Raw genomic sequence first — 20088 nt, 5'->3', positions numbered from 1 at the left:
TAGATCACCTCAGCTTCCCAAGCTGAGGGCTTCCGGCCGTCGTAACGGGCTGGCCGTCGCCGCTTGCTCTGGTCGACGAACGCCCCCATAGCGTGGCTGAGGTCGGTGGGGGTGCAGCGAGGCATACGCGTGCGTGGTCGGCCGGCACACCCGCCGCCGTGGCTGACTGTCGTCGGCTGAGGTTCGTGCCACAATCGTGCCAGATGCAGGGGTCAGCCACGGTCAAAGGCATTGGCGCGCGGTCGAGTTGCCAGCCACCACACGACGTATCGAAGCCGCAGGTCACCAGCAAGGCACCCCCGCCGCTCTCCTAAAGCGGTGATGGATCGCCCGGCCACCGTACGTCCGTGCAGGCCACCAGCGCGCCGCCGTCCTGGGTAAGGAAGAGCATGAAGACTCATGCTCCATCGACAGCTGTAACCTGCCCAAGGCGCACTGGCTGGTTTTGCTGGCGAGGAGGTGCACCGCTCGTTCCAGTCCCACAGTCTCAACGCCCTTCCGCCGCGTGTGCCGAAGTCGGCGCCCATAGGGCCGGGCAAACCACTCAGCAGGCACAGTCCCATCCCACTCCACGAAGGAAGCACCGCTGAGGACGGTAGCCAGGGCAGCCACGGACGCATCGTCATCACCGGCCAGCAGCCGCACCAACCGATCCCAGTTCATTGGCACCACGTGTTCTAGCGACTGGTACCGCCGAGAGCTGACAGTGCGGCAGGATGCGGCCGTGCACTGGATACCGACCGTTGACACCAAGCTCAACATCTGGATGATCGCCGCGGTGTTCGGCGCCTACGTCACCCTCTACAACACGCTGCGCGGATGGTGGCGCAGCACACTCGGCAAGCGGGCGTTGTTCACCAGGAACTACCGGAAGCTGGCTCCGCACGTCCGACATGAGTACGTCAAGGAGCTGTTCGGCGAGCCTGCCTGGCAGTACAAGCAGAGCGTCGAGCAGTTCGTCGGCGACCCGGAGCCCGAGGGCACAGGCATCAGCATCGCCGAGCAGGAGATGACCGTCCGCACCTGGCCGCTGAGCAGGATGGCCTACCTAACCACATGGTGCACAGAGGACGACGAGGTCGCGATGTACAGTCTCACGACCCGGAGCAGGATCTTCCGGCCGGCCATCCGAATCGGCACCGAGCATGTCATCCGTCTTGGGAAGTCGCACCTCTCCTCCCTCCCTCACCCCGAGGTCGCCGGTCCTCCCCTCTGGGCTGTCGGTGCCCAGCGGTACTCCTACTCCGAGTCTCACTACTTCGGGAGTCCTGGCGGCTACCGAACCTGGGTAGTGGGAGTCTCCGATGCCGGATACCCCGCCACTGCCCCCGTCGGTCTAGGCGCCAGCTCGGAGGAGTGCGAGGACCCTTCGCAGATCGAAGGTTACCGAGCACTGGCCCGGATCAACTCCGTCCTCATCACGGGCGGCAGCGCCCTCCGCCTCGAATCTATCTTGCCATCAGCAGTCGGCCCGGAGATCGGCCGCGTCATCCTCGTCGAGCCCGAATACGGCCTGCGGGCGCGCCTCGCTCAGCTGCGCTGGAAGGTCCGGTTCGCCGCAGCACGCCTGCGCGAGCTAAAGAGCAACGCGGTCCCTTAGCGGCACCTGGCCCAGCTTTCGCCCCCTCGATCGAACTCCTAAAGCGATGGTCAGCGACTGCCCGCAGCCGAACGCAACAGGCCCCAATCACCAAGTGGTCGCCTGACGCCAGCCGTGATGCCAACGGCCCCCTACGCCGACGCCACCAGCGGACGGCAGCGGACCGCCGAGCCAGGCAAACGGCCCCCAGGAAGCACCCCACCCGGTCTGAAAAGCGAACGGTCGCCGGTTCGACCCAGGCCCCGTCCCAGCTTCGGCGCAGGTTGTCCGGCTCGTACGGCATCCCGATCCGGGCAGGACACCGGCCAAAGCCGCTCCACCGACTCGGGCGCGTGCCCCCCGCGTGCCCGGTCGAGCGGGAAACCACGGGGAACAGCGGCCAGCGGCGGGCAGCGGACAAGGCGAAGGCCCCCAACCTTGATTGCAGGTCAGGGGCCATTTAGCGGCGGAGGCTGAGGGATTTGAACCCTCGGTGACATCGCTGCCACGACGGTTTTCAAGACCGTTCCCTTAGGCCGCTCGGGCAAGCCTCCTCGCGCCGGCCCGCCTGGGGTGGCGCGGGGATCAGCCTAGCGCGTCAGCTGTCACCCTTGCGCTGTCCCAGGGTGACATGGGTGGTGGACTGTTTGCCGTCGCGCTTGTAGGTGATGGTGACCTTGTCGCCCGGCTTGTGGGTCCAGATCTCGCTGATCAGGGTGGGGCCGCTGTCGATCACGGTGTCGTTCAGCTTGACGATGACGTCGCCGGCCTTCAGGCCCGCCTTGGCGGCCGGGCCGCCGGGGACGACCGCCTGGCTGCCGCCGGCGCCGTTGCCGGCGATGGTGGCGCCGTTGCCGGTGTCCTTCATGTTGACCGTGGCCTCGATGACGGGGTAGACGGGCTCGCCGGTCCTTATCAGCTGCTGGGCGACGTTCCTGGCCTGGTTGATGGGGATGGCGAAGCCGAGGCCGATGCTGCCGGACTGCTGGGTCTCGCCGCCGAGGCCGCTGCCGTTGCCCGCGGACTGGATGGCGGAGTTGATGCCGATGACGCCGCCGTCCGCGTTCAGCAGCGGGCCGCCGGAGTTGCCGGGGTTGATGGAGGCGTCGGTCTGTAGGGCGCTCATGTAGGAGGCGTTGCCCCCGCCGCCGTCGCTGGAGGCGACCGGGCGGTTCTTGGCGCTGACGATGCCGGTGGTGACGGTGCCGGAGAGGCCGAAGGGCGCGCCGATGGCGACGGTGGCGTCGCCGACGACGACCTTGTCGGAGTCGCCGAGCGGGAGGGGGGTGAGCTTGGCGCCGGAGGCGTTCTTCAGCTTGATGACGGCGACGTCGTAGCCCTGGGCCCGGCCGACGACCTCGGCGGTGTACCGCTTGCCGTTGGAGAAGGTGGCGGTGAGCTTGCCGTTGTCGGCGGCGGAGGCGACGACGTGGTTGTTGGTGAGGATGTGGCCCTGCTTGTCGTAGACGAAGCCGGTGCCGGTGCCGCCCTCGCCGTTGCTGCTCTCGGCTTCGATGGTGACCACGCTCGGCAGGGCCTTGCCCGCGATGTCGGACACCGAGCCGGGGGCGCGGCTGTCCGCCTTCGGGTTGCCGAGGGCCGAGATGGTGGTGGAGTCGCCGCTGTCCTGCCGGTCGGCGGCCCAGTAGCCGATGCCGCCGCCGATGCCTCCGGCGACCAGCACGGCGGCCAGGAGGGCGGCGACGAGCCCGCCGGAGCGCTTGCGGGACGGGGGGTCGGACGGCAGGGCGGGAGTGTCCCCCCAGGGGGCGCCGGGGGCGCCCGGTCCGCCGGGCGCGCCGTCCTGTGTCTTGCCGGCGTCTTCGGGCCACCAGGCCGGGTCGGGGAGGGGCCGGTCGGCCCCGGAGGCGTCGGCGACGGCCGGAGGCGTGGCAGGCGGTGGCGCGACGGTCGGCGTCGCGGGCAGGTTGGCCCCAGCCGCCGGCTCCCCCGGCGGGCCTATGGGCGCGTCCGGGGCGGCCGGGGCGGCGCCCACCGCCGGCTTGAAGTCGGGCGCCGGGGGCACGGCGGGGTCGGGGTGCGGCGCCGGAGGGGCCGGACGCGGCCCGGCCTCAGGCGGAATGGCAGCGCCCTCGTTCTCGGTGCTCACAGCTCTCTCCTCATGTGCACGACAGTTTTCTTCGACGGCCCACGCTTGCGGATGTGCGACGTAAGCTTTTCCCACCGCGCGTCAGACCGCTGTAAGGAGCGGAGACCCCGTGGGCTACCACCCTTTATCCCGGACAAAACGAACCGCCGCCAATCCGCACGGCGGCGGACGGGACCTCCCGCGACGCCCGATGCCGGGCGGTGGCACCATAACGCGGTGACCTATGAGCGCCCGGACCGGGACATCCGCCCCGGTCCGCACACCCCCGCCGTCGTGGCCCACCGCGGCGCCTCCCAGGACGCCCCCGAGCACACCCTGGCGGCATACCGCCGGGCCATCGAGGACGGCGCCGACGCGCTCGAATGCGATGTCCGGATGACCGCGGACGGACACCTGGTCTGCGTCCACGACCGCCGCGTCAACCGCACCTCCAACGGCCGGGGCGCCGTCTCCGCGCTCGAGCTGACCGATCTCGCCGCCCTGGACTTCGGCTCCTGGAAGGGGCAGGCCGGCGACAAGGAGGCGCCGGACCGCGACAGCCGCGACAGCACCGCGGTCCTCACCCTCGAACGGCTCCTGGAGCTCGTCGCCGACGCCGGGCGCCGCGTCGAGCTGGCCATCGAGACCAAGCACCCGACCCGGTGGGCCGGGCAGATCGAGGAGCGGCTGCTCACCCTGCTCCGCCGCTACGGCCTGGACGCCCCGCCGCCCGGCGAGCCCCCGTCCGTGCGCGTCATGAGCTTCTCGGCGCGCTCGCTGTACCGGGTGCGCGCCGCGGCGCCCGCGGTCCCCACCGTCTATCTGATGCAGTTCCTGCTGCCGCGCCACCGGGACGGCGCGCTGCCGCGCGGAGTGCGCATCGCGGGGCCGAGCATCCGGATCGTACGCAATCACCCCGACTATGTGGCACGGCTGCACCGTGCGGGGCACCGAGTGCACGTATGGACCGTGGACGATCCGGCGGACGTCGAACTGTGCGCCCGCCTGGGGGTCGACGCCGTGATTACGAACCGCCCCAAACAGGTACTGTCGCAACTCGGACGCTCATAATGGGCATTACAAGGCGTGCACCGGCGCGTTCGGTACGTATTCGATCGTGACGAGTGCGTCACCAGATGCCACATGGCCTGTTTCTGCTCCAGCCCCGCGGGGCATCCATCCCGTGGCGTGGGGCTAAGGAGGTCTCGGGGGTGGCGTTGGTGGTGGCACGGCAGGTGCCGACGTCTTCGACCATGGCCGTACCCCATGGTCCTGCGGGCGTAGGTGCGGCACGGCACCGGATGCGTGACGAGTTGAGCAGGACTGGGGTACCGGATTCGGTCACAGACGACGCGGTGCTGATTCTTTCGGAATTGCTCAGCAACGCGTGGCGGCATGGCCGGCCGCTGCGCTCCGACCATGGCCATGAGACCGTCCGGGTGGCCTGGCATATCGACGAGTACGCCCGGCTGACCGTCGAAGTGACCGACGGCGGTGGCCCGACAAGGCCAGTTCCGGCCAATCCCTCCATCACCGCGCGCGGCGGTCGCGGGCTCAACATCATCACGTCGCTCGCCGAGGACTGGGGGGTGCGGGACGGCACCGGGGAAGTGACCGTATGGGCGTCGCTGCCCGCCCATGAGGATCTCCGCAGGCGCGTCTCCCTCCTCTCGGGGCTCGACCCCGACCCCGATCTTGATCCCGACCTCGATCCGGACCTCGACCGCGGCCTCGGTTCCGACCTCGGCTTCGCCGATCTGGACGAGCTCGCCTAGGGCGCGCGACCGGCCTCGCCGACGGGGTTCGCCGACTGGGTTCGGCCAAAGGGCTAGGCTCCCGCCCGTACCAGTCGTACGGGCCGTGCGGAGCGACCGCGGCCCGACGAGAAGCACCGCGGCCGTGACCACGAAGCGACGCGCCGCACGATCGGGAGACTGCCACGCCATGGGCAAGAAGCGCCGCCCCCAGACGACGAAGGCCGGACCGCGGGTCACGAGCGCGGAGATCCCCGTGGTGGGGGCGCGCGAGCCCTGCCCGTGCGGCTCCGGCCGCCGCTACAAGGCCTGCCACGGCCGGGAGGCGGCGCACGCCGTCACCGAGCTGGTGCACCGCCCCTTCGAGGGGCTGCCCGGCGAGTGCGACTGGGTCGCGCTGCGCGAGCTCGTCCCCGCCGCGACCGTCGAGCTCAAGCTCGCCGAGGGGCTGCCCGAGGACGTTCCGTCCGTGACCCTCGCGACCGTGCTGCCCATGGCCTGGCCGGCGCTGCGCCGCGACAACGGCGCCGTCATGCTCGGCCTCCAGAACGACACGGCCTCCGGCGACATCAGCCGCGACCTGGCCGACACCCTCCAGCGCGCCCTGACCGCCGAGCCGGGGACGCCGGTGGCCGCCGAACGGGTCTCCGGCGAGGGTCCGCGGCTCCAGGATCTGCTCGATCCGAAGGGCGGTTTTTCGCCGACCCTGCACGAGGGGTTCGAGTTCTGGCTCGAGGACGCCGCGAGCGCCACCGGTGAGGTCGCCGCATCCCTCGAACGGGCCAACGCCGCCGCCATCCCGACCGCCCGGCTCGCCGGCGTCGAGGCCGCCTACTGGTGCCGGACGCCGGAGAAGAACCACCTGCGCTGGGTGATGTCCCACCCGGAGGAGCAGCTGCTCGACGCCCTCGCGCGGCTGCACGCCGCAGGCGCCTCCTCCCTCGGTGAAGGCACCCGGCTGGTCGGCTCCTTCCGGGCGCACGGCCTCACGGTCCCGGTGTGGGACCTGCCCGGCGAGATGGGCGCGGAGGACGTGGAGAAGCCCGCCGAGGCGTTCGCGGAGCGGCTCGCCGAGGCGCTGGCCTCGGACGCTCCGCTGACCGCCGAGCAGCGGCGGGCGCGCGGCGGGCTCACCAACCGTCAGGTGACGCTCAGCTGACGGTCATACCGGGCTCAAATGCGGGGAACCGTACGCGTGACACTGCTCACAACTCAGCGCTACGCCCTGCAATTACGCGTCCGGAAATCCGCGATCGAATTTGCGAACCGCCGATCTCTTGTTACGGTTTTAAAAGCCCGGTCGCTGGTGCATCCCCCGTCGCCAGCGACCGGGCGCTTCCATGTCCGCTCCGCGTCCGCCCCGCACCCGCGTCCCGTACGGGCCGGGCGGCGTACGGGCAGGGCGAGGGTGAGGGGTTCCACCGAGGGCGGCCAACGCGCCCCGCGGTCTACGAAGTTGAGTCCCCTGCGCGGAGCCGCCGCGGACCGTCCCCATCGCAACCGCAACCGCCGCGAGGGCACACACGGCCGTCTGCGCGCCGTGGGCGGCCTCCGGGCCACCGGACCCCGGGGCGGGCGTGCACGGCGCCCCGCGGCCCCTCTCCCGCGTTCTGAGGGCAGCCGCGGAGCCGGGCACCGGACCCAACACGCCGACACCCGCCCCCAACGCGTCGGGGCCCGCAGCGCACGTCACGCGCCGGGGCCCCGCACACACGCCTCCGCGAGGTCAGTAGGCCAGCCTGCTGCCTCCGTCGGGCGCGCTGCTGCTCGCCTCGACCAGCGCGTCCACCACCGTGGCGACCTCGGGCAGCCACGGCCGCCCGCCACGGCGCAGCGGGGCCCGCTCCCAGCGCACCCCGCCCGAGCCGAGCTGCGAGGGGGGCAGCGCCAGATAGCCGCCCTCGCCGTGGAACCGCAGCGAGCTGGGCACCCAGTCCTGGTGGTAGAGCAGGTCGCCGAGTTCTTCGAGGGAGTACGGAGCCACCAGCAGCGCCCAGCGGGTGGGCGTGGCGATCACTGGGCCGAGCCGTACGCCGGACCGCTCACAGGCGGCCAGCGCCCGCATGCCGGCGACCGCGGGCAGGCTCACCGCGCACGGGCCGCGCCCTCCGGTGGCGAGCAGGACGGGCGCGGTCGGGCGGTTCGCCCACCACCAGCGCACCATGCGCGGGTCGGTGGTCGCCGCGAGGAGGACCGGGTCGAAGGGGTGGCCGCCGGGCACCGCGCAGTCCGGCTGCGGGCATCCGCACGCACGCGGCCGTCCGCCGCCGGGCGTCAGGCCCACGCCGGGGAGTACGGGCCACTGCCACTCGGTGGCGCAGGTGAGCGCCGCACGGAGCAGCGGCGACCGCGCACCGCGCCGCAGCGAGAACTTGCGTCGCCTTCCGAGGATCTCGCGCATGAGCGCTCGTTCCTTTCCGTTAACGCCGAGGGCTGTTCCGTCGCACTACATGGACATGGCACTTCGCATGGCACTACGTGGCGCTGTCCGGCATTGTTCGGCCCGTCACACCACGTGGATCACAAGTCACTGCGCGTACAAGGCAGCGCATCACGCCGCAGGCCGAGCGTGGAACGTGGCGAGGGGTGGCGCGCACATGGCGCTTGCCGCCTTCTTTAGTGCGCTTCCTCGCCACTCGGGGATGGGCGCCGGCCGTTGCCGTCTATGACGCCTGGACCGGCCACGGGGTTCCGGGGCGGTCCCAACTGCCCCTGCCCTTCTCCGAATGTGTACCCGCCGCGATGGAGACGACGCGCTGTCGAATGACGCCAGTCGACCCTAAATCGGCAACGCAACTACCTCTTTTCAGCCAAGTTCAATTCCGCACAGACACCAACAAGACCACCGGGACAATGCTGGACATCGCCTCTCCGGTGCGTGTACATGTGGAGACAGTAGCGGCACCTTAGCGGCGCAGCACGACAGGGGGTTTGCGATGCGATCGAGCAAGCCGGAGGCCGCGTGCGAAGGCGGCGGGCCATGAGCTCGCCCCACCTGCCGAAAGTGGCCGGAATCGATCCTTCACTACCCGCCCCCACACACACTTCCGACCCCGTCACGCCGCCCACCGCCTCCGAATCCTCCACCGCCGCCGTCTCCGGTCCCGCCCTTCAGGACCATCTCGCCCGGTGGGTCTCGGACCTGACCACCCTCCACGAGCTCACCGAGCGGCTCGCCCTCACGGGCACACTGGACGACGCGCTGCACGAACTCCTGCGCGCCGGAGCCGCGCTCGTGGGCGCCCGGCGCGGGCTGGTCGCGCTGGAACCGGCCGACGGGCTCGGCCCGGTCACCACCGTCGGCCTCGGCCTCGGGCGCGCCGACCTCGGCCATATCGAGACGCTCCCGCGCGGTTCCGCGTCGGCCGGCCACCTCCTGGACGGGCTGCCCGAGCCGGACGGCGAGCCGCGGCCCGGCGTCGCGCACCCCGACATCCCGGGCGAGGCCGAACTCGACCCGCGCCACCGCGAAGTCGCCGCCCGCCTCGGCTACTCCGCGAGCTACGCCGTGGCGCTCGACCCGCTCGCCGGCCCCGGCACCGCCTCGAAGAGCCCCACGGGCGCCGGGGGACCCACCGGACGGCTCGGCGCGGCGGCCTGGCTGTACGACGAACCGGCCGAGCCCGCCGAGCGCCAGCGCCACCTCGTGGGCCTGTACTGCCGCTACGCCGCCGCGCACATCGCCCGGCTGGTCGAGCTCACCCGCGCCCGCGCCACCGTCGCGACCGTCCAGGAGGAGCTGCTGCCCACGCGGCTGCCTCGGATCCCCGGGGTCCGCCTCGCCGTGCGCCACCGCGCGGCTCCCCTCGGGGGCGGCGACTGGTACGACGCGCTGCCGCTGCCCGACGGCGCGCTCGGCCTCTCCGTCGGCGGGGTGACCGGTTCCGGACCCAGCGCGATCGCCGCCATGGGGCGGCTGCGGGCCTCCCTGCGCGCGTACGCCGTGATGGAGGGCGAGGATCCGGTGGCCGTGCTCTCCGACCTCGAACTGCTGCTGCGGCTGACCGAGCCCGCCCGCTCCGCGACCGCCCTCTTCGCCTACTACGAGCCCCTGCCGCGCAAGGTGGTGCTGGCCGGGGCCGGCCACTGCCCGCCGCTGATCACCGGCGAGCGGCGCACCGAGTTCGTGGAGACCGCCCTGTCCGCGCCGCTCGGCATGCTCTCCTGCTGGGAGGCGCCCAGCGTGGAACTCGAACCCGCCCATGGAGAAACGCTCCTCTTCTACAGCGACGGGCTGCTCCACCGCACGGGAGAGCCCATGGACCGGGCCTTCGCCCGGCTGCACACGGCCGCCGCGAGCGCCCCCAGGGCCGTACGGCACGATCCGGACGGCTTCGCGGACCACGTGCTGCGCACGGTCCTCCCCGGAGCCGGAGCCGGGGCCGGAGCCGGAGGCGGAGGCGGAAGCGGAAGCGGGGCGGGCGGGGGCGCGAGCGCCGCCGACGACTGCGCGGAGGACGTCGTCCTGCTCGTCGCCCACTTCGACTGACCGCGCGCGTGAACGGCGATAAACGGCGATGAACCCCCGAGAACTCCGACCGGTCATCGAGTGACAAAAAGTCTCAAATCCTCTTTGACCGGCAATCGACGGCAGATCAGGCACGTCCCGGCCGTCATACCCCGCGCCTACCATGGACACGGTCCAACGCGAGGAGGATGACGTGACCGAGGAGCCCACCTCCGAGGCCCTGGAGACCCCAGAGGCCGCGGAGCAGCCCATCAAGCAGCGGAAGAACGGCCTTTACTCAGGCGTTTCCGACGAGCTGGCCGAGAACATGCAGTCCGGCTGGGCCGACACCGAGCTGCACGGCCTTGAGCCCATCGAGCAGGCGCCCCACACCGCCCGCCGCCGCGCCGCGCTCTCCGCGCGGTTCCCCGGTGAGCGGCTGGTCATTCCCGCGGGCAACCTCCGCACCCGCTCCAACGACACCGAGTACGACTTCCGGGCCGCCACGGAGTACGCGTACCTCACCGGCGACCAGACGCATGACGGCGTCCTGGTCCTGGAGCCGGACGGCCCCGGGGGCCACACCGCGACCATCTATCTGCTGCCCCGCTCCAACCGGGAGAACGGCGAGTTCTGGCTGGACGGCCAGGGCGAGCTGTGGGTCGGCCGCCGCCACAGCCTCGCCGAGGCCGAGCAGCTGCTGGGCCTGCCCGCCAAGGACGTGCGCAAGCTCGCCGACGAGCTGCGGGCCGCGACCGGCCCGGTGCGCATCGTCCGCGGCCACGACGCCGGTCTCGAGGCGGCCCTGACGGACAAGGTCACCGCCGAGCGCGACGCGGAGCTGCGCACGTTCCTCAGCGAGCAGCGGCTGGTCAAGGACGAGTTCGAGATCGGCCAGCTCCAGGCTGCCGTCGACTCGACCGTGCGCGGCTTCGAGGACGTGGTCAAGGTCCTCGACAAGGCCGAGGCCACCTCCGAGCGCTACATCGAGGGCACGTTCTTCCTGCGCGCCCGCGTCGAGGGCAACCACGTCGGCTACGCCTCCATCTGCGCCGCCGGCCCGCACGCCACCACGCTCCACTGGGTGCGCAACGACGGACCCGTCCGCTCCGGGGAGCTGCTGCTCCTGGACGCGGGTGTGGAGACCCCCACCCTCTACACCGCCGACGTGACCCGCACGATGCCGGTCAGCGGCCGCTTCACGCCGCTTCAGCGCAAGATCTACGACGCGGTGTACGAGGCGCAGGAGGCGGGCATCGCGGCGGTCAAGCCGGGCGCGAAGTACCTCGACTTCCATGACGCCGCCCAGCGGGTTCTCACCGCGAAGCTGGTCGAGTGGGGCCTGATCGAGGGCCCGGTCGAGCGCGTCCTGGAGCTCGGCCTCCAGCGCCGCTGGACGCTGCACGGCACCGGCCACATGCTCGGCATGGACGTCCACGACTGCGCCGTGGCCCGCCGGGAGGCGTACGCGGAGGGCACCCTGGAGCCCGGCATGTGCCTCACGGTCGAGCCCGGCCTGTACTTCCAGGCCGACGACCTGACCGTCCCCGAGGAGTACCGGGGCATCGGGGTCCGCATCGAGGACGACATCCTCGTCACGGAGGACGGCAACCGGAACCTCTCGGCCGCGCTTCCCCGCACCTCCGACGACGTCGAGGCGTGGATGGCGGCGCTTCTTTAGGCCCTTCTTCAGGCCCTGAAGAGCCGAGCTCGGGAGAAGAGACCCGGGGTATCGTCGGTCGCCGTGGCGGAATCCTGGGTCAATTCGGCGGCGGCCCTCGGCAGTGATCTCCATCTGGAGCTGGCCAGGGCGGGCAGCCGCCGGGCGGCGTTGACGGGGGCGCTGCGCGAGGCCATCCGCGACGGCCGGCTCGCCCCCGGCACCCGGCTGCCGCCGTACCGGTCCCTCGCCGCCGACCTCGGCCTGGCCCGCAACACCGTGGCCGGCGCCTACGCCGAGCTGGTCGCCGAGGGCTGGCTCACCGCCCGCCAGGGCTCCGGCACCCGCGTCGCGCCCCGGGCCGCGCCGCCCCCGCCCAGGCGAGTGAACCGAAGGGGCGGCGCGGCCGTGGGCTTCGGCTCGGCGCCCGTGCGGCGCGCCCGCAGCGCGCCCGCGCGTCCTCCCGAGCCCGTCCACAATCTGCTGCAAGGCCAGCCCGACGCGGCGTCCTTCCCCCGTTCCGCCTGGCTGGCCTCCGCCCGCCGCGCCCTGACCTCCGCACCCAACGAGGCCTTCGGCCCCGGCGATCCGCACGGCCGCCCGGAGCTGCGCCGCGCGCTGGCCGGCTATCTGGCCCGCGCCCGGGGCGTGCGCACCGACGCGGACCGGATCGTCATCTGCTCCGGGTACGCCCACGCGCTGCGGCTGCTGGCCGGGACGGCGGCGCTGCGCGGCACGGCGGCCGTGGAGGCGTACGGCCTCGGCTTCCACCGCTCGCTGCTCGCCGCCGCCGGGATCCGTACCGTGCCGCTGTCGCTGGACGCGGACGGCGCCCGCACCGAGGAGCTGGCCTCGCTCCAGGGCGTACGGACCGTCCTGCTCACGCCCGCCCACCAGTTCCCCACCGGCGGGCCGCTGCACCCCCTGCGGCGGGCGGCCGCCGTCGACTGGGCGCGCGCCCGCGGCGGGCTGGTCCTGGAGGACGACTACGACGGCGAGTTCCGCTACGACCGCAAGCCCGTGGGCGCCGTCCAGGGCCTGGACCCCGGGCATGTCCTCTACGTGGGGTCGGCCAGCAAGAGCCTGACCCCGGCCCTGCGGCTGGGCTGGATGGTGCTGCCCGACCACCTCGTGGACGAGGTCCTGGCCGTCAAGGGGGAGCGGGAGGCGTGGGCGAGCGCGCTCGACCAGCTCACCCTCGCCGACTTCATCGAGTCGGGCGGATACGACCGGCACATCCGCAACATGCGCCAGCGCTACCGCCGCCGCCGGGACCAGTTGGTCGCCGCCCTCGCCGAACGCGCCCCGCACATCCGCGTCAGCGGCGTCGCGGCGGGGCTGCACGCGGTGCTGGAGCTGCCGCCGGGCACCGAGCGGTCCGCCGTCCAGGCCGCCGCCTGGCAGGGGCTCGCCCTGGAGGGCCTGGCCGGCTACCGCCATCCGGACGCGGCGGGGCCGCCCCGCGACGGCCTGGTCGTCGGCTACGCCACCCCGCCCGACCACGCCTTCGCGGGCGCGCTGGACGCGCTGTGCCGCGGGCTGCCGCCCGACCTCTCGGCCGATGCGGCCGAAGCGGCCGAAGCGGCCGAAGCGGCCGAAGCGGCCGACACGGACGCGGCTGACACGACCGGCGCGGCTGACACGACCGACGCGGCTGACACGGTCGTCACACCCCCGTCAGGGAGTCCTCGCGCCACTTGAGGATCTTGTCGAAGCTGACCACCACACCGCCGCGCCCCGGGCGGTCGCGGTAGCGGACGTGGTCGGTCAGCGCCTCGATCAAAAAGAGCCCTCGCCCGTGCTCTGCCTGGGCGGGGGCCGGCTGTCTCGCGGCGGGGTGGGGCTGCGGGGCCTTGGCCCAGTCCCCCGGGCCGGCGGGGACGGGGCGGCGGTGGAAGCCCGGCCCGGAGTCGGTGACCTCGATGCGGCAGGTGTCGCCGTCGATGAAGGTCGTGACTCTGTAGTCCCCGTCGGCGCCGTCCGCGCCGCCGTGCTCGACCGCGTTGGCGCAGGCCTCGGAGAGGGCGACCGACAGGTCGTAGGAGATCTCGGGATCGACCCCGGCCGTCTCCATCGTGCCGAGGAGCAGGCGCCGGGCGAGCGGAACGCTCGCCGCCTCACGCGGCAGATGGAGTGACCACCAAATGCTCATACTCCAGCCTCCCGGCCACGGCTCGACATACCGTTACGTATTGCCTGCGTCCATGGTCCGTAAGCGTCCAATTGACGTGACTCCCCTCATTCGGCGGAAGCGCATATTCCATATCGCGGTGTATGGAGCGGTGCATGGAGCTGTCCAGGTGTGCGGCGGTACGCCCCACCCGCCGTGGGGGAATTCGGGGCCCAGTGGGATGATGGCGCGGCCATGTCTGCCCCCCACGGACGCGCCGGAGCCGATCTGCGGATACTGCGGGCCGCGGTGTTCACCGCGGTCTGCGTCGTGCTGTCCGCGGGCGGGCACATGCTCGCCTCCTGCACGACCGTGCCGCTGTGGACGCTCGGCGCGGGCTGCGCGGTGCTGTTCGCGACGGTGGCGCCGCTGGCCGGGCGGGAGCGGTCGCTGCCCGGGATCGCCGTGGTCCTGGGCGTGGGTCAGCTCGCGCTCCACGCCGTCTTCGCGCTCGGGCAGCGCACCACCCAGCAGACCCCGGCAACGGGCGGCTCCGAGGGCGGGGTGACCGCCATGGCCGGCCGGCTGCTGTGCGGCTCGGGCCCCGTCCGGCTGGACGCCGCCACGGCGCACCGGATCGTCACCCACGCCGGGATCGACCCCGCCACGGTGGGCTCCGCGCCGTCCCGGCCGGGCCCCGAGGCCATGCACCTGGACACCCTGCTGCCGTCGCTGCCGATGGCGCTGGGGCATCTGCTCGCCGCCCTCGCCGTCGGCTGGCTGCTGCGCCGCGGCGAGGTGGCCGTGTGGCGGGCGGTGCGGCTGTCGGCGGACGGGGCGCGCGGGGTCGCGGAAGCCGCGCTCGTGCGGGCGCTGCGCGCCGCGCTGCGGCTGGTCCGGGCGCTGCGCGCCGGCCAGGACGAGCCGCTCGGCGCCTCCGTGCGCCGGCCGCGCACACCCGAACGGGACGAGTGCGCGGCCGAGACCCTCGTACTCCAGCACAGTGTGATCAGGCGGGGCCCGCCTGGCTTCGACCTCGCGGCCTGACCGACGCGGCGCACTCCGGCGGGACCGGGGGCGTTCGCGCTGTCGCCGCACGCGCGCCACCCCCAAATCCCGATTCATTCCTGCCATGGAGTGTTTTGTCATGAACGCCATGCGTCTTCCCCGTCTCCGCCGTCTTCCGATGGCCTGCGGCATCGCCGCCGGAGCACTGGTGCTGTTCGCCGCCACCCCCGCCTTCGCGCACGTCAGCGTGCAGCCGGGCCAGGCCGAGCAGGGTGGCTACAGCACGATCGCCTTCAAGGTGCCCAACGAGAAGGACGACGCCTCGACCGTCAAGCTCGAGGTCACCCTGCCCGCCGACCACCCGCTGGCCTCGGTGATGGCGCAACCGGTGCCCGGCTGGGACGTGAAGCTCACCAAGACCAAGCTCGCCAAGCCGGTCGAGGTGCACGGCGAGAAGGTCACCGAGGCGGTCACCAAGGTCACCTGGAGCGGCGGCAAGATCGAGCCGGGCACCTTCCAGCAGTTCCCGCTGTCGGTCGGCGCGCTGCCCGACGACGCCGACCAACTGGTCTTCAAGGCCCTCCAGACGTACGACGACAAGGAGGTCGTGCGCTGGATCGAGGCGCCCAAGGAGGGTGCGCCGGAGCCCGAGAACCCGGCGCCCGTCCTCAAGCTCGTCAAGCCGGCCGAGGGCTCCGACGGCCACGGCGGCGGCACCCAGAACGCGAAGGCCGAGGCCGACGGCGCCACCGAGAAGACCGCCTCCGCGTCGAGCGATGACGGCGGCGACAACAGCGACACCACCGCCCGTGTGCTGGGCATCGTGGGCATCGTCGTCGGCGTCGCCGGCGTGGCCTTCGGCGTGCTCGCCGGCCGCCGTCGCAACGCCTGATCCCCACCCCGCAGCACCGAGGGACCCGAGGGGTGGTGGGCGCGCTTGCCCGCCACCCCCGCACCACCGATCCACCGATCCACCGATCCACCCGCATCTTTTGGAGAACGACTCCATGCGCAGCACCACATACCTGGGCGCGGCCCTCGTCACCGCCGCCGCTCTCACCCTGACCGCCTGCGGCGGCTCCGGCGGCGACGGCGACCGGACCGAGAAGGCCGCCGATGTCTCCGGCGGCAGCAAGCCCGGCCAGGCGATCGTCCTCGACCAGCCCAAGGCCAAGCCCGATCTCGTCCTGACCGACACCGACGGCAAGAAGTACGACCTGCTGAAGGAGACCAAGGGCAAGCCCACCCTGATCTACTTCGGCTACACCTACTGCCCGGACGTCTGCTCGCTGGTCATGAGCAACATCGGCCTCGCGGAGCAGAAGCTCCCCAAGGCCGAGCGCGACAAGCTCCAGGTCGTCTTCGTCACCACCGACCCCGGGCGGGACACCCCCAAGCGCATGCGCTCCTGGCTGGACGGCCAGGGCGGTCAGGACTTCGTCGCGCTGACCGGCGACTTCGACACCATCCAGGCCGCCGCGCGGCCGCTGGGCATCCTCGTCGAGAAGCCGAAGAAGGAGAAGGACGGCAGCATCACCGTCAACCACGGCGCCGAGGTGATCGCCTTCTCCCCCAAGGACGACAAGAACCACTGGCTCTACACCACCGAGACCACGGCCGACCAGTACGTCAAGGACCTGCCGAAGATCATCAAGGGGCAGAACCCGTGACCGGGACGGCGACCGGCGCGCGGCGGACGGCCGCCGCCGCGCTGGTCCTCACCCTGTCCGCCGCCCTCGCGGCCTGCGGCGGCGAGGACGGTGGCGGCGGCGACCGGCCGAAGCTGTCCGTCAGCGGCGCGTACGTGCCCCAGCCCCCGACCCGGGACATGGCCGCGGGCTATGTGACGGTGACCAACAAGGGCGGCGGCGCCGACGAGCTGACCTCCGTCACCACCTCGCTGGCCGGCGAGGTCACCATGCACACCACCACCGGCACCCGGATGAAGCAGGTGCGGTCGCTGAAGATCCCGGCCAATGGTGAGCTGCGGCTGGCCACCGGCGGAGATCATCTGATGCTGACAAATCTGACCCGCAAGCCGAACGTCGGTGACAAGGTCGGTTTCACCCTGCATTTCGCCTCCTCCGACCCCATCGAGATCAAGGTCCCGGTCGAGCCGACGACGTACCGCCCCAAGGACTGACGCCCGATGCCCTCGCTGCCCCCCTCCCTGACCAGGACGACCAGGTCGGCCTGGACGACCAGGCTGACCAGGCCGTCCAGGCCGACCACCAGGCGACTGCTGTCGGTCTTCGGTGCCCTGCTCGCCGCGCTGCTGTGCGCGCTCAGCTTCGGCGCGTCCTCCGCGTCGGCGCACGCCGCGCTCACGGAGACCGACCCCGCGGACGGCGCGGTGGTCAAGGCCGCGCCGTCGCAGGTGCGGCTCACCTTCTCGGAGGGGGTGCTGCTGTCCGGCGACTCCGTGCGCGTCCTGGACCCGAAGGGCAATCGGGTGGACACCGGCAAACCCGCCCATGTGGGCGGCAAGTCGTCCACGGCCGGCGTCGCGCTGCACGCCGGGCTGCCCGACGGCACGTTCACGGTGGCCTGGAAGGTGGTCTCGGAGGACAGCCACCCGGTGGCCGGGGCGTTCACCTTCTCCATCGGCGCGCCGTCCAAGACGAAGGCCAAGGTGCCCTCGGCCGCGGGCCCCGACGAGACGGTCGAGACGCTGTACGACATCGGGCGGTACGTCGCCTACGGCGGCTTCACGGTGCTGGTCGGCGGCTGTGTCTTCGCCGGGCTGTGCCGCTCCTCGCGGCCGGTCCAGAAGCTCACCGTCGGCGGCTGGGTGGCCCTCTTCTCCGCGACCCTGCTGCTGTTGCTGCTGCGCGGCCCGTACACCGACGGCAAGGGCATCGGCGGGGTCTTCGACCTCGGCGGCCTGAGCGATGTGCTGTCCACCAAGGCGGGCGCGGCGCTGCTGTCGCGGCTGATGCTGCTCGGCGCGGCGGCGCTCTTCCTGGCCGTGCTCTTCGGCTCGTACGCGCGCCGCGCGGCGGACGAGGACCAGGGGCGGCGCCAGGACCTGGCCTTCGGGCTCGCCTTCGGCGGCACCGTCGTCTCGGTGGGCATCGCCGCGACCTGGGCGATGGCCGAGCACGCCTCGGTCGGCATCCAGTCCACCGTCGCGATGCCGGTCGACGTGGTCCACCTGCTCGCCGTGGGCGTATGGCTGGGCGGTCTGGCGGCGCTCGTGGCCACGCTGCGCGCGGGGGAGCCGATCGGGCGGACGGCGGTGCGCCGCTTCTCGCGGCTGGCCTTCGGCTCGGTCGTCGTCCTGGTCCTCACCGGCCTCTACCAGTCGTGGCGGCAGGTCGGCTCCTGGGACGCGCTGACCGGCACCGAGTACGGGCGCTGGCTGCTGGTCAAGGTCGGCCTCGTGGCGGTGCTCGTCGCCATCGCCTCCGTCTCGCGCCGCTGGACGGGCCGCCTCACGGACGAGGAGGCGACGGCGAGCGGTGACGAAGCCGAGGCCGAGGAAGAGAAAGAAGAGGAAGAGGCCAAGGACACGGAAGAGGCTGCCGCCGCCGACCCCGTGCGCACCGCCCAGCTCGCCCGCCAGAAGGCGGCGGTCTCCAAGGCCGCCACCCTCCGCAAGCGCCACGGCGACCTCACGCGCGGCTCGCTCTACCGCTCCGTACTCGCGGAGACGGTCGTGGCCGTCGTGCTGCTCGCCGTCGCCACGGTGCTCAGCACGACCCAGCCCGGCCGGGCCGCGAGCGCCGTCGCGAGCGCGAAGTCCGGCGGCGCGGCCGTGGACACCACCCCGGCCGTCGACCCGATCAGCGTCGAGATCCCGTACAACACGGGGCCCAAGAGCGGCCGCGGCAAGGCGATCTTCATGCTGGACCCGGCCCTCCCCGGCGACAACCTGATCCATGTCTTCACCTTCGACCTGGCCGACCGGCCCGTGGACGCGGAGGAGGCGAAGGTGACCCTGACGCTCCCGAAGGAGAACATCGGCCCGCTGACCGTGCCGCTGGAGCACGTCGCCACCGGCCACTGGAGCGCGAAGAGCTTCCAGCTGCCCATGGGCGGCACCTGGCGGCTCGCCCTGACCGTACGGACCTCCGACATCGACCAGGTGACGGAGACCAGGACCCTGAAGATCGGCCAATGAGCAAGACCCCGAACACCCAGCACACCCCGGACACCCAGCCGGAACCCCCTTCCTCGATCTCCCGGCGCCGCCTGCTGGGCACGGCCGGCGCCGTCGGCGCGGCCGGGCTCGTCGCGGGCGGCGCGGCCGGGGCGTACGCCGCCGAGACGGCCCGCACCGACCCCGACCCGCTCAGCTCCGTCGGCTCGACCGCCGTGCCCTTCCACGGCGAGCGCCAGGCCGGCATCACCACCCCCCTCCAGGCGCACGGCCACGTGGTCGCCCTCGACCTGGCGCCCGGCGCGAACCGCAAGGCGGCCGCCGCGCTGCTGCGCCGCTGGTCGAAGACGGCCGAGGAGCTGACCGCGGGCAGGGCCCCGGCGAACGACACGGGCATCGCGCTGGACGCGGGCCCGGCGTCGCTCACCGTCACCTTCGGCTTCGGCCGCACCTTCTTCGGCAAGGTGGGGCTGGGCGACCGGCTGCCGGAGGCGCTGGCCCCGCTCCCCGACTTCTCCGCTGACGTGCTCGACCCGAAGCGCAGCAACGGCGATCTGTGGCTTCAGATCGGCGCGAACGACGGGCTGGTCGCCTTCCACGCGCTGCGCGCGCTCCAGCGCGAGGCCGGGGAGACGGCCCGGGTGCGCTGGCAGATGAACGGCTTCAACCGGACGCCCGGCGCGACCTCCCGCCCCATGACCGCCCGCAACCTCATGGGGCAGGTCGACGGCACCAACAACCCCAAGCCCACGGACGACGACTTCGACCAGCGGATCTTCGTCCCCGCGCAGGGGAAGCCGGACTGGATGGCGGGCGGCTCGTACGCGGTGGTGCGGCGGATCCGGATGCTCCTCGACACCTGGGACCACCTCTCCCCGGAACGGCAGGAGCGGGTGATAGGCCGCCGCAAGTCGGACGGGGCCCCGCTGTCCGGCGGCACCGAGACCACACCGGTCCAGCTGGACAAGGTGAACGCGGACGGGTCGCTGGCCGTCGCGGGCGACGCGCACGTACGGGTCGCCGCACCCGTCTCGAACCAGGGCGCGGCGATGCTGCGCCGCCCGTTCTCGTACCACGACGGCTTCCGCGCGGACGGCGCGCCGGACGCGGGGCTGCTGTTCATCGCCTGGCAGGCGGATCCGATGAAGGGCTTCGTACCGGTGCAGCGGAAGCTTGACCGGGGCGACGGGCTGTCGCGCTTTCTGCGGCACGAGGCGAGCGCGCTTTTCGCGGTGCCGGGCGGCTGCGCCCCGGGCGAGTACGTCGGTCAGGCACTCTTGGAAGGGTGAACCACGGCGTCAGGGGCCGGACGCTGGGTATCGTTGCGGTTCTCGTCCGT

Annotated in this window: 16 protein-coding genes and 1 tRNA gene; 13 read left to right on the top strand and 4 right to left on the bottom strand. The window is 72.4% G+C overall.

The features are described 5' to 3' along the window. Positions 1-724: 724 nt before the first annotated feature. Entirely contained in the window at positions 725-1600 is an 876-nt protein-coding gene (locus tag ACZ4WQ_RS27830) for an ETEC_3214 domain-containing protein (RefSeq protein WP_398376114.1), read from the top strand. 446 nt (positions 1601-2046) lie between these two features. On the opposite strand, the gene ACZ4WQ_RS27825 is transcribed toward ACZ4WQ_RS27830, so the two are convergent. Together ACZ4WQ_RS27825 and ACZ4WQ_RS27820 are read right to left on the bottom strand one after the other, a co-directional pair. Then, positions 2047-2133: transfer RNA gene (locus tag ACZ4WQ_RS27825), tRNA-Ser, on the bottom strand. A gap of 44 nt (positions 2134-2177) precedes the next feature. After that, the gene (locus tag ACZ4WQ_RS27820) at positions 2178-3689 is read right to left on the bottom strand and encodes a S1C family serine protease (protein WP_398376116.1); all 1512 of its coding nucleotides are present in this window, start codon (positions 3687-3689) and stop codon (positions 2178-2180) included. A gap of 216 nt (positions 3690-3905) precedes the next feature. On the opposite strand from ACZ4WQ_RS27820, the gene ACZ4WQ_RS27815 reads away from it, so the two are divergent. The 3 genes from ACZ4WQ_RS27815 to ACZ4WQ_RS27805 all read left to right on the top strand — a co-directional run bounded on the left by ACZ4WQ_RS27815 (position 3906) and on the right by ACZ4WQ_RS27805 (position 6581). Further along, positions 3906-4739, top strand: a complete 834-nt coding sequence (locus ACZ4WQ_RS27815; RefSeq protein ID WP_311726074.1) for a glycerophosphodiester phosphodiesterase — start codon at positions 3906-3908, stop codon at positions 4737-4739. 140 nt (positions 4740-4879) lie between these two features. Beyond that, on the top strand, positions 4880-5443 hold the full coding sequence (locus tag ACZ4WQ_RS27810) for an ATP-binding protein (RefSeq protein WP_398376118.1): 564 nt from the start codon (positions 4880-4882) through the stop codon (positions 5441-5443). A 169-nt stretch (positions 5444-5612) separates the two neighbouring features. Continuing rightward, positions 5613-6581, top strand: coding sequence for a DUF5926 family protein (locus ACZ4WQ_RS27805; protein ID WP_358846672.1), 969 nt, complete (start codon positions 5613-5615; stop codon positions 6579-6581). A 567-nt stretch (positions 6582-7148) separates the two neighbouring features. On the opposite strand, the gene ACZ4WQ_RS27800 is transcribed toward ACZ4WQ_RS27805, so the two are convergent. Continuing rightward, a complete protein-coding gene (locus ACZ4WQ_RS27800) occupies positions 7149-7823 on the bottom strand; it encodes a bifunctional DNA primase/polymerase (RefSeq protein WP_311726073.1) in 675 nt (224 codons plus the stop codon). A gap of 579 nt (positions 7824-8402) precedes the next feature. Between ACZ4WQ_RS27800 and ACZ4WQ_RS27795 the strand changes: the two genes are divergently transcribed. The 3 genes from ACZ4WQ_RS27795 (at position 8403) to pdxR (ending at position 13230) form a co-directional block, all read left to right on the top strand. Then, a complete protein-coding gene (locus ACZ4WQ_RS27795; protein WP_468022505.1) occupies positions 8403-9911 on the top strand; it encodes a PP2C family protein-serine/threonine phosphatase in 1509 nt (502 codons plus the stop codon). A gap of 142 nt (positions 9912-10053) precedes the next feature. Beyond that, entirely contained in the window at positions 10054-11550 is a 1497-nt protein-coding gene (locus tag ACZ4WQ_RS27790; RefSeq protein ID WP_311726071.1) for an aminopeptidase P family protein, read from the top strand. A 63-nt stretch (positions 11551-11613) separates the two neighbouring features. Next, complete coding sequence (gene pdxR, locus ACZ4WQ_RS27785) at positions 11614-13230, top strand: MocR-like pyridoxine biosynthesis transcription factor PdxR (RefSeq protein WP_398376124.1); 1617 nt, start codon at positions 11614-11616, stop codon at positions 13228-13230. Here pdxR and ACZ4WQ_RS27780 read toward each other — a convergent pair. After that, positions 13196-13681 (bottom strand): ATP-binding protein, encoded by a 486-nt coding sequence (locus ACZ4WQ_RS27780; protein WP_311726069.1) that lies wholly within the window; start codon positions 13679-13681, stop codon positions 13196-13198. The genes pdxR and ACZ4WQ_RS27780 overlap by 35 nt on opposite strands. 213 nt (positions 13682-13894) lie before the next feature. Between ACZ4WQ_RS27780 and ACZ4WQ_RS27775 the strand changes: the two genes are divergently transcribed. The 6 genes from ACZ4WQ_RS27775 (at position 13895) to efeB (ending at position 20038) form a co-directional block, all read left to right on the top strand. Further along, on the top strand, positions 13895-14686 hold the full coding sequence (locus ACZ4WQ_RS27775) for a hypothetical protein (protein ID WP_398376126.1): 792 nt from the start codon (positions 13895-13897) through the stop codon (positions 14684-14686). Positions 14687-14786: 100 nt separating this feature from the next. After that, positions 14787-15539, top strand: a complete 753-nt coding sequence (locus ACZ4WQ_RS27770) for a YcnI family copper-binding membrane protein (protein WP_311726067.1) — start codon at positions 14787-14789, stop codon at positions 15537-15539. A 115-nt stretch (positions 15540-15654) separates the two neighbouring features. Further along, on the top strand, positions 15655-16317 hold the full coding sequence (locus tag ACZ4WQ_RS27765) for an SCO family protein (RefSeq protein WP_311726066.1): 663 nt from the start codon (positions 15655-15657) through the stop codon (positions 16315-16317). Continuing rightward, positions 16314-16790 carry a copper chaperone PCu(A)C gene (locus ACZ4WQ_RS27760; protein WP_385342324.1) on the top strand — a complete coding sequence of 159 codons (477 nt, stop codon included), beginning with the start codon at positions 16314-16316 and terminating at the stop codon, positions 16788-16790. The genes ACZ4WQ_RS27765 and ACZ4WQ_RS27760 overlap by 4 nt, the downstream gene beginning before the upstream one ends. A 6-nt stretch (positions 16791-16796) precedes the next feature. Continuing rightward, on the top strand, positions 16797-18770 hold the full coding sequence (locus tag ACZ4WQ_RS27755) for a copper resistance CopC/CopD family protein (RefSeq protein ID WP_385342322.1): 1974 nt from the start codon (positions 16797-16799) through the stop codon (positions 18768-18770). Continuing rightward, the gene (gene efeB / locus ACZ4WQ_RS27750) at positions 18767-20038 is read left to right on the top strand and encodes an iron uptake transporter deferrochelatase/peroxidase subunit (protein ID WP_398376131.1); all 1272 of its coding nucleotides are present in this window, start codon (positions 18767-18769) and stop codon (positions 20036-20038) included. Before ACZ4WQ_RS27755 ends, efeB begins: the two co-directional genes overlap by 4 nt. Positions 20039-20088: the final 50 nt, after the last annotated feature.

It is taken from the genome of Streptomyces sp. NPDC028305 (assembly GCF_055569495.1).
This window is presented reverse-complemented; position numbering and strand designations above follow the sequence as displayed.

Excerpts from the sequence above, each read along its gene's own strand:
- ACZ4WQ_RS27805 (WP_358846672.1), top strand. The coding sequence starts at position 5,613 with ATGGGCAAGAAGCGCCGCCCCCAGACGACGAAGGCCGGACCGCGGGTC.
- ACZ4WQ_RS27800 (WP_311726073.1), bottom strand. The coding sequence starts at position 7,823 with ATGCGCGAGATCCTCGGAAGGCGACGCAAGTTCTCGCTGCGGCGCGGT.
- ACZ4WQ_RS27795 (WP_468022505.1), top strand. The coding sequence starts at position 8,403 with ATGAGCTCGCCCCACCTGCCGAAAGTGGCCGGAATCGATCCTTCACTA.
- ACZ4WQ_RS27790 (WP_311726071.1), top strand. The coding sequence starts at position 10,054 with ATGGACACGGTCCAACGCGAGGAGGATGACGTGACCGAGGAGCCCACC.
- ACZ4WQ_RS27780 (WP_311726069.1), bottom strand. The coding sequence starts at position 13,681 with ATGAGCATTTGGTGGTCACTCCATCTGCCGCGTGAGGCGGCGAGCGTT.
- ACZ4WQ_RS27775 (WP_398376126.1), top strand. The coding sequence starts at position 13,895 with ATGTCTGCCCCCCACGGACGCGCCGGAGCCGATCTGCGGATACTGCGG.
- ACZ4WQ_RS27770 (WP_311726067.1), top strand. The coding sequence starts at position 14,787 with ATGAACGCCATGCGTCTTCCCCGTCTCCGCCGTCTTCCGATGGCCTGC.
- ACZ4WQ_RS27765 (WP_311726066.1), top strand. The coding sequence starts at position 15,655 with ATGCGCAGCACCACATACCTGGGCGCGGCCCTCGTCACCGCCGCCGCT.
- ACZ4WQ_RS27755 (WP_385342322.1), top strand. The coding sequence starts at position 16,797 with ATGCCCTCGCTGCCCCCCTCCCTGACCAGGACGACCAGGTCGGCCTGG.
- efeB (WP_398376131.1), top strand. The coding sequence starts at position 18,767 with ATGAGCAAGACCCCGAACACCCAGCACACCCCGGACACCCAGCCGGAA.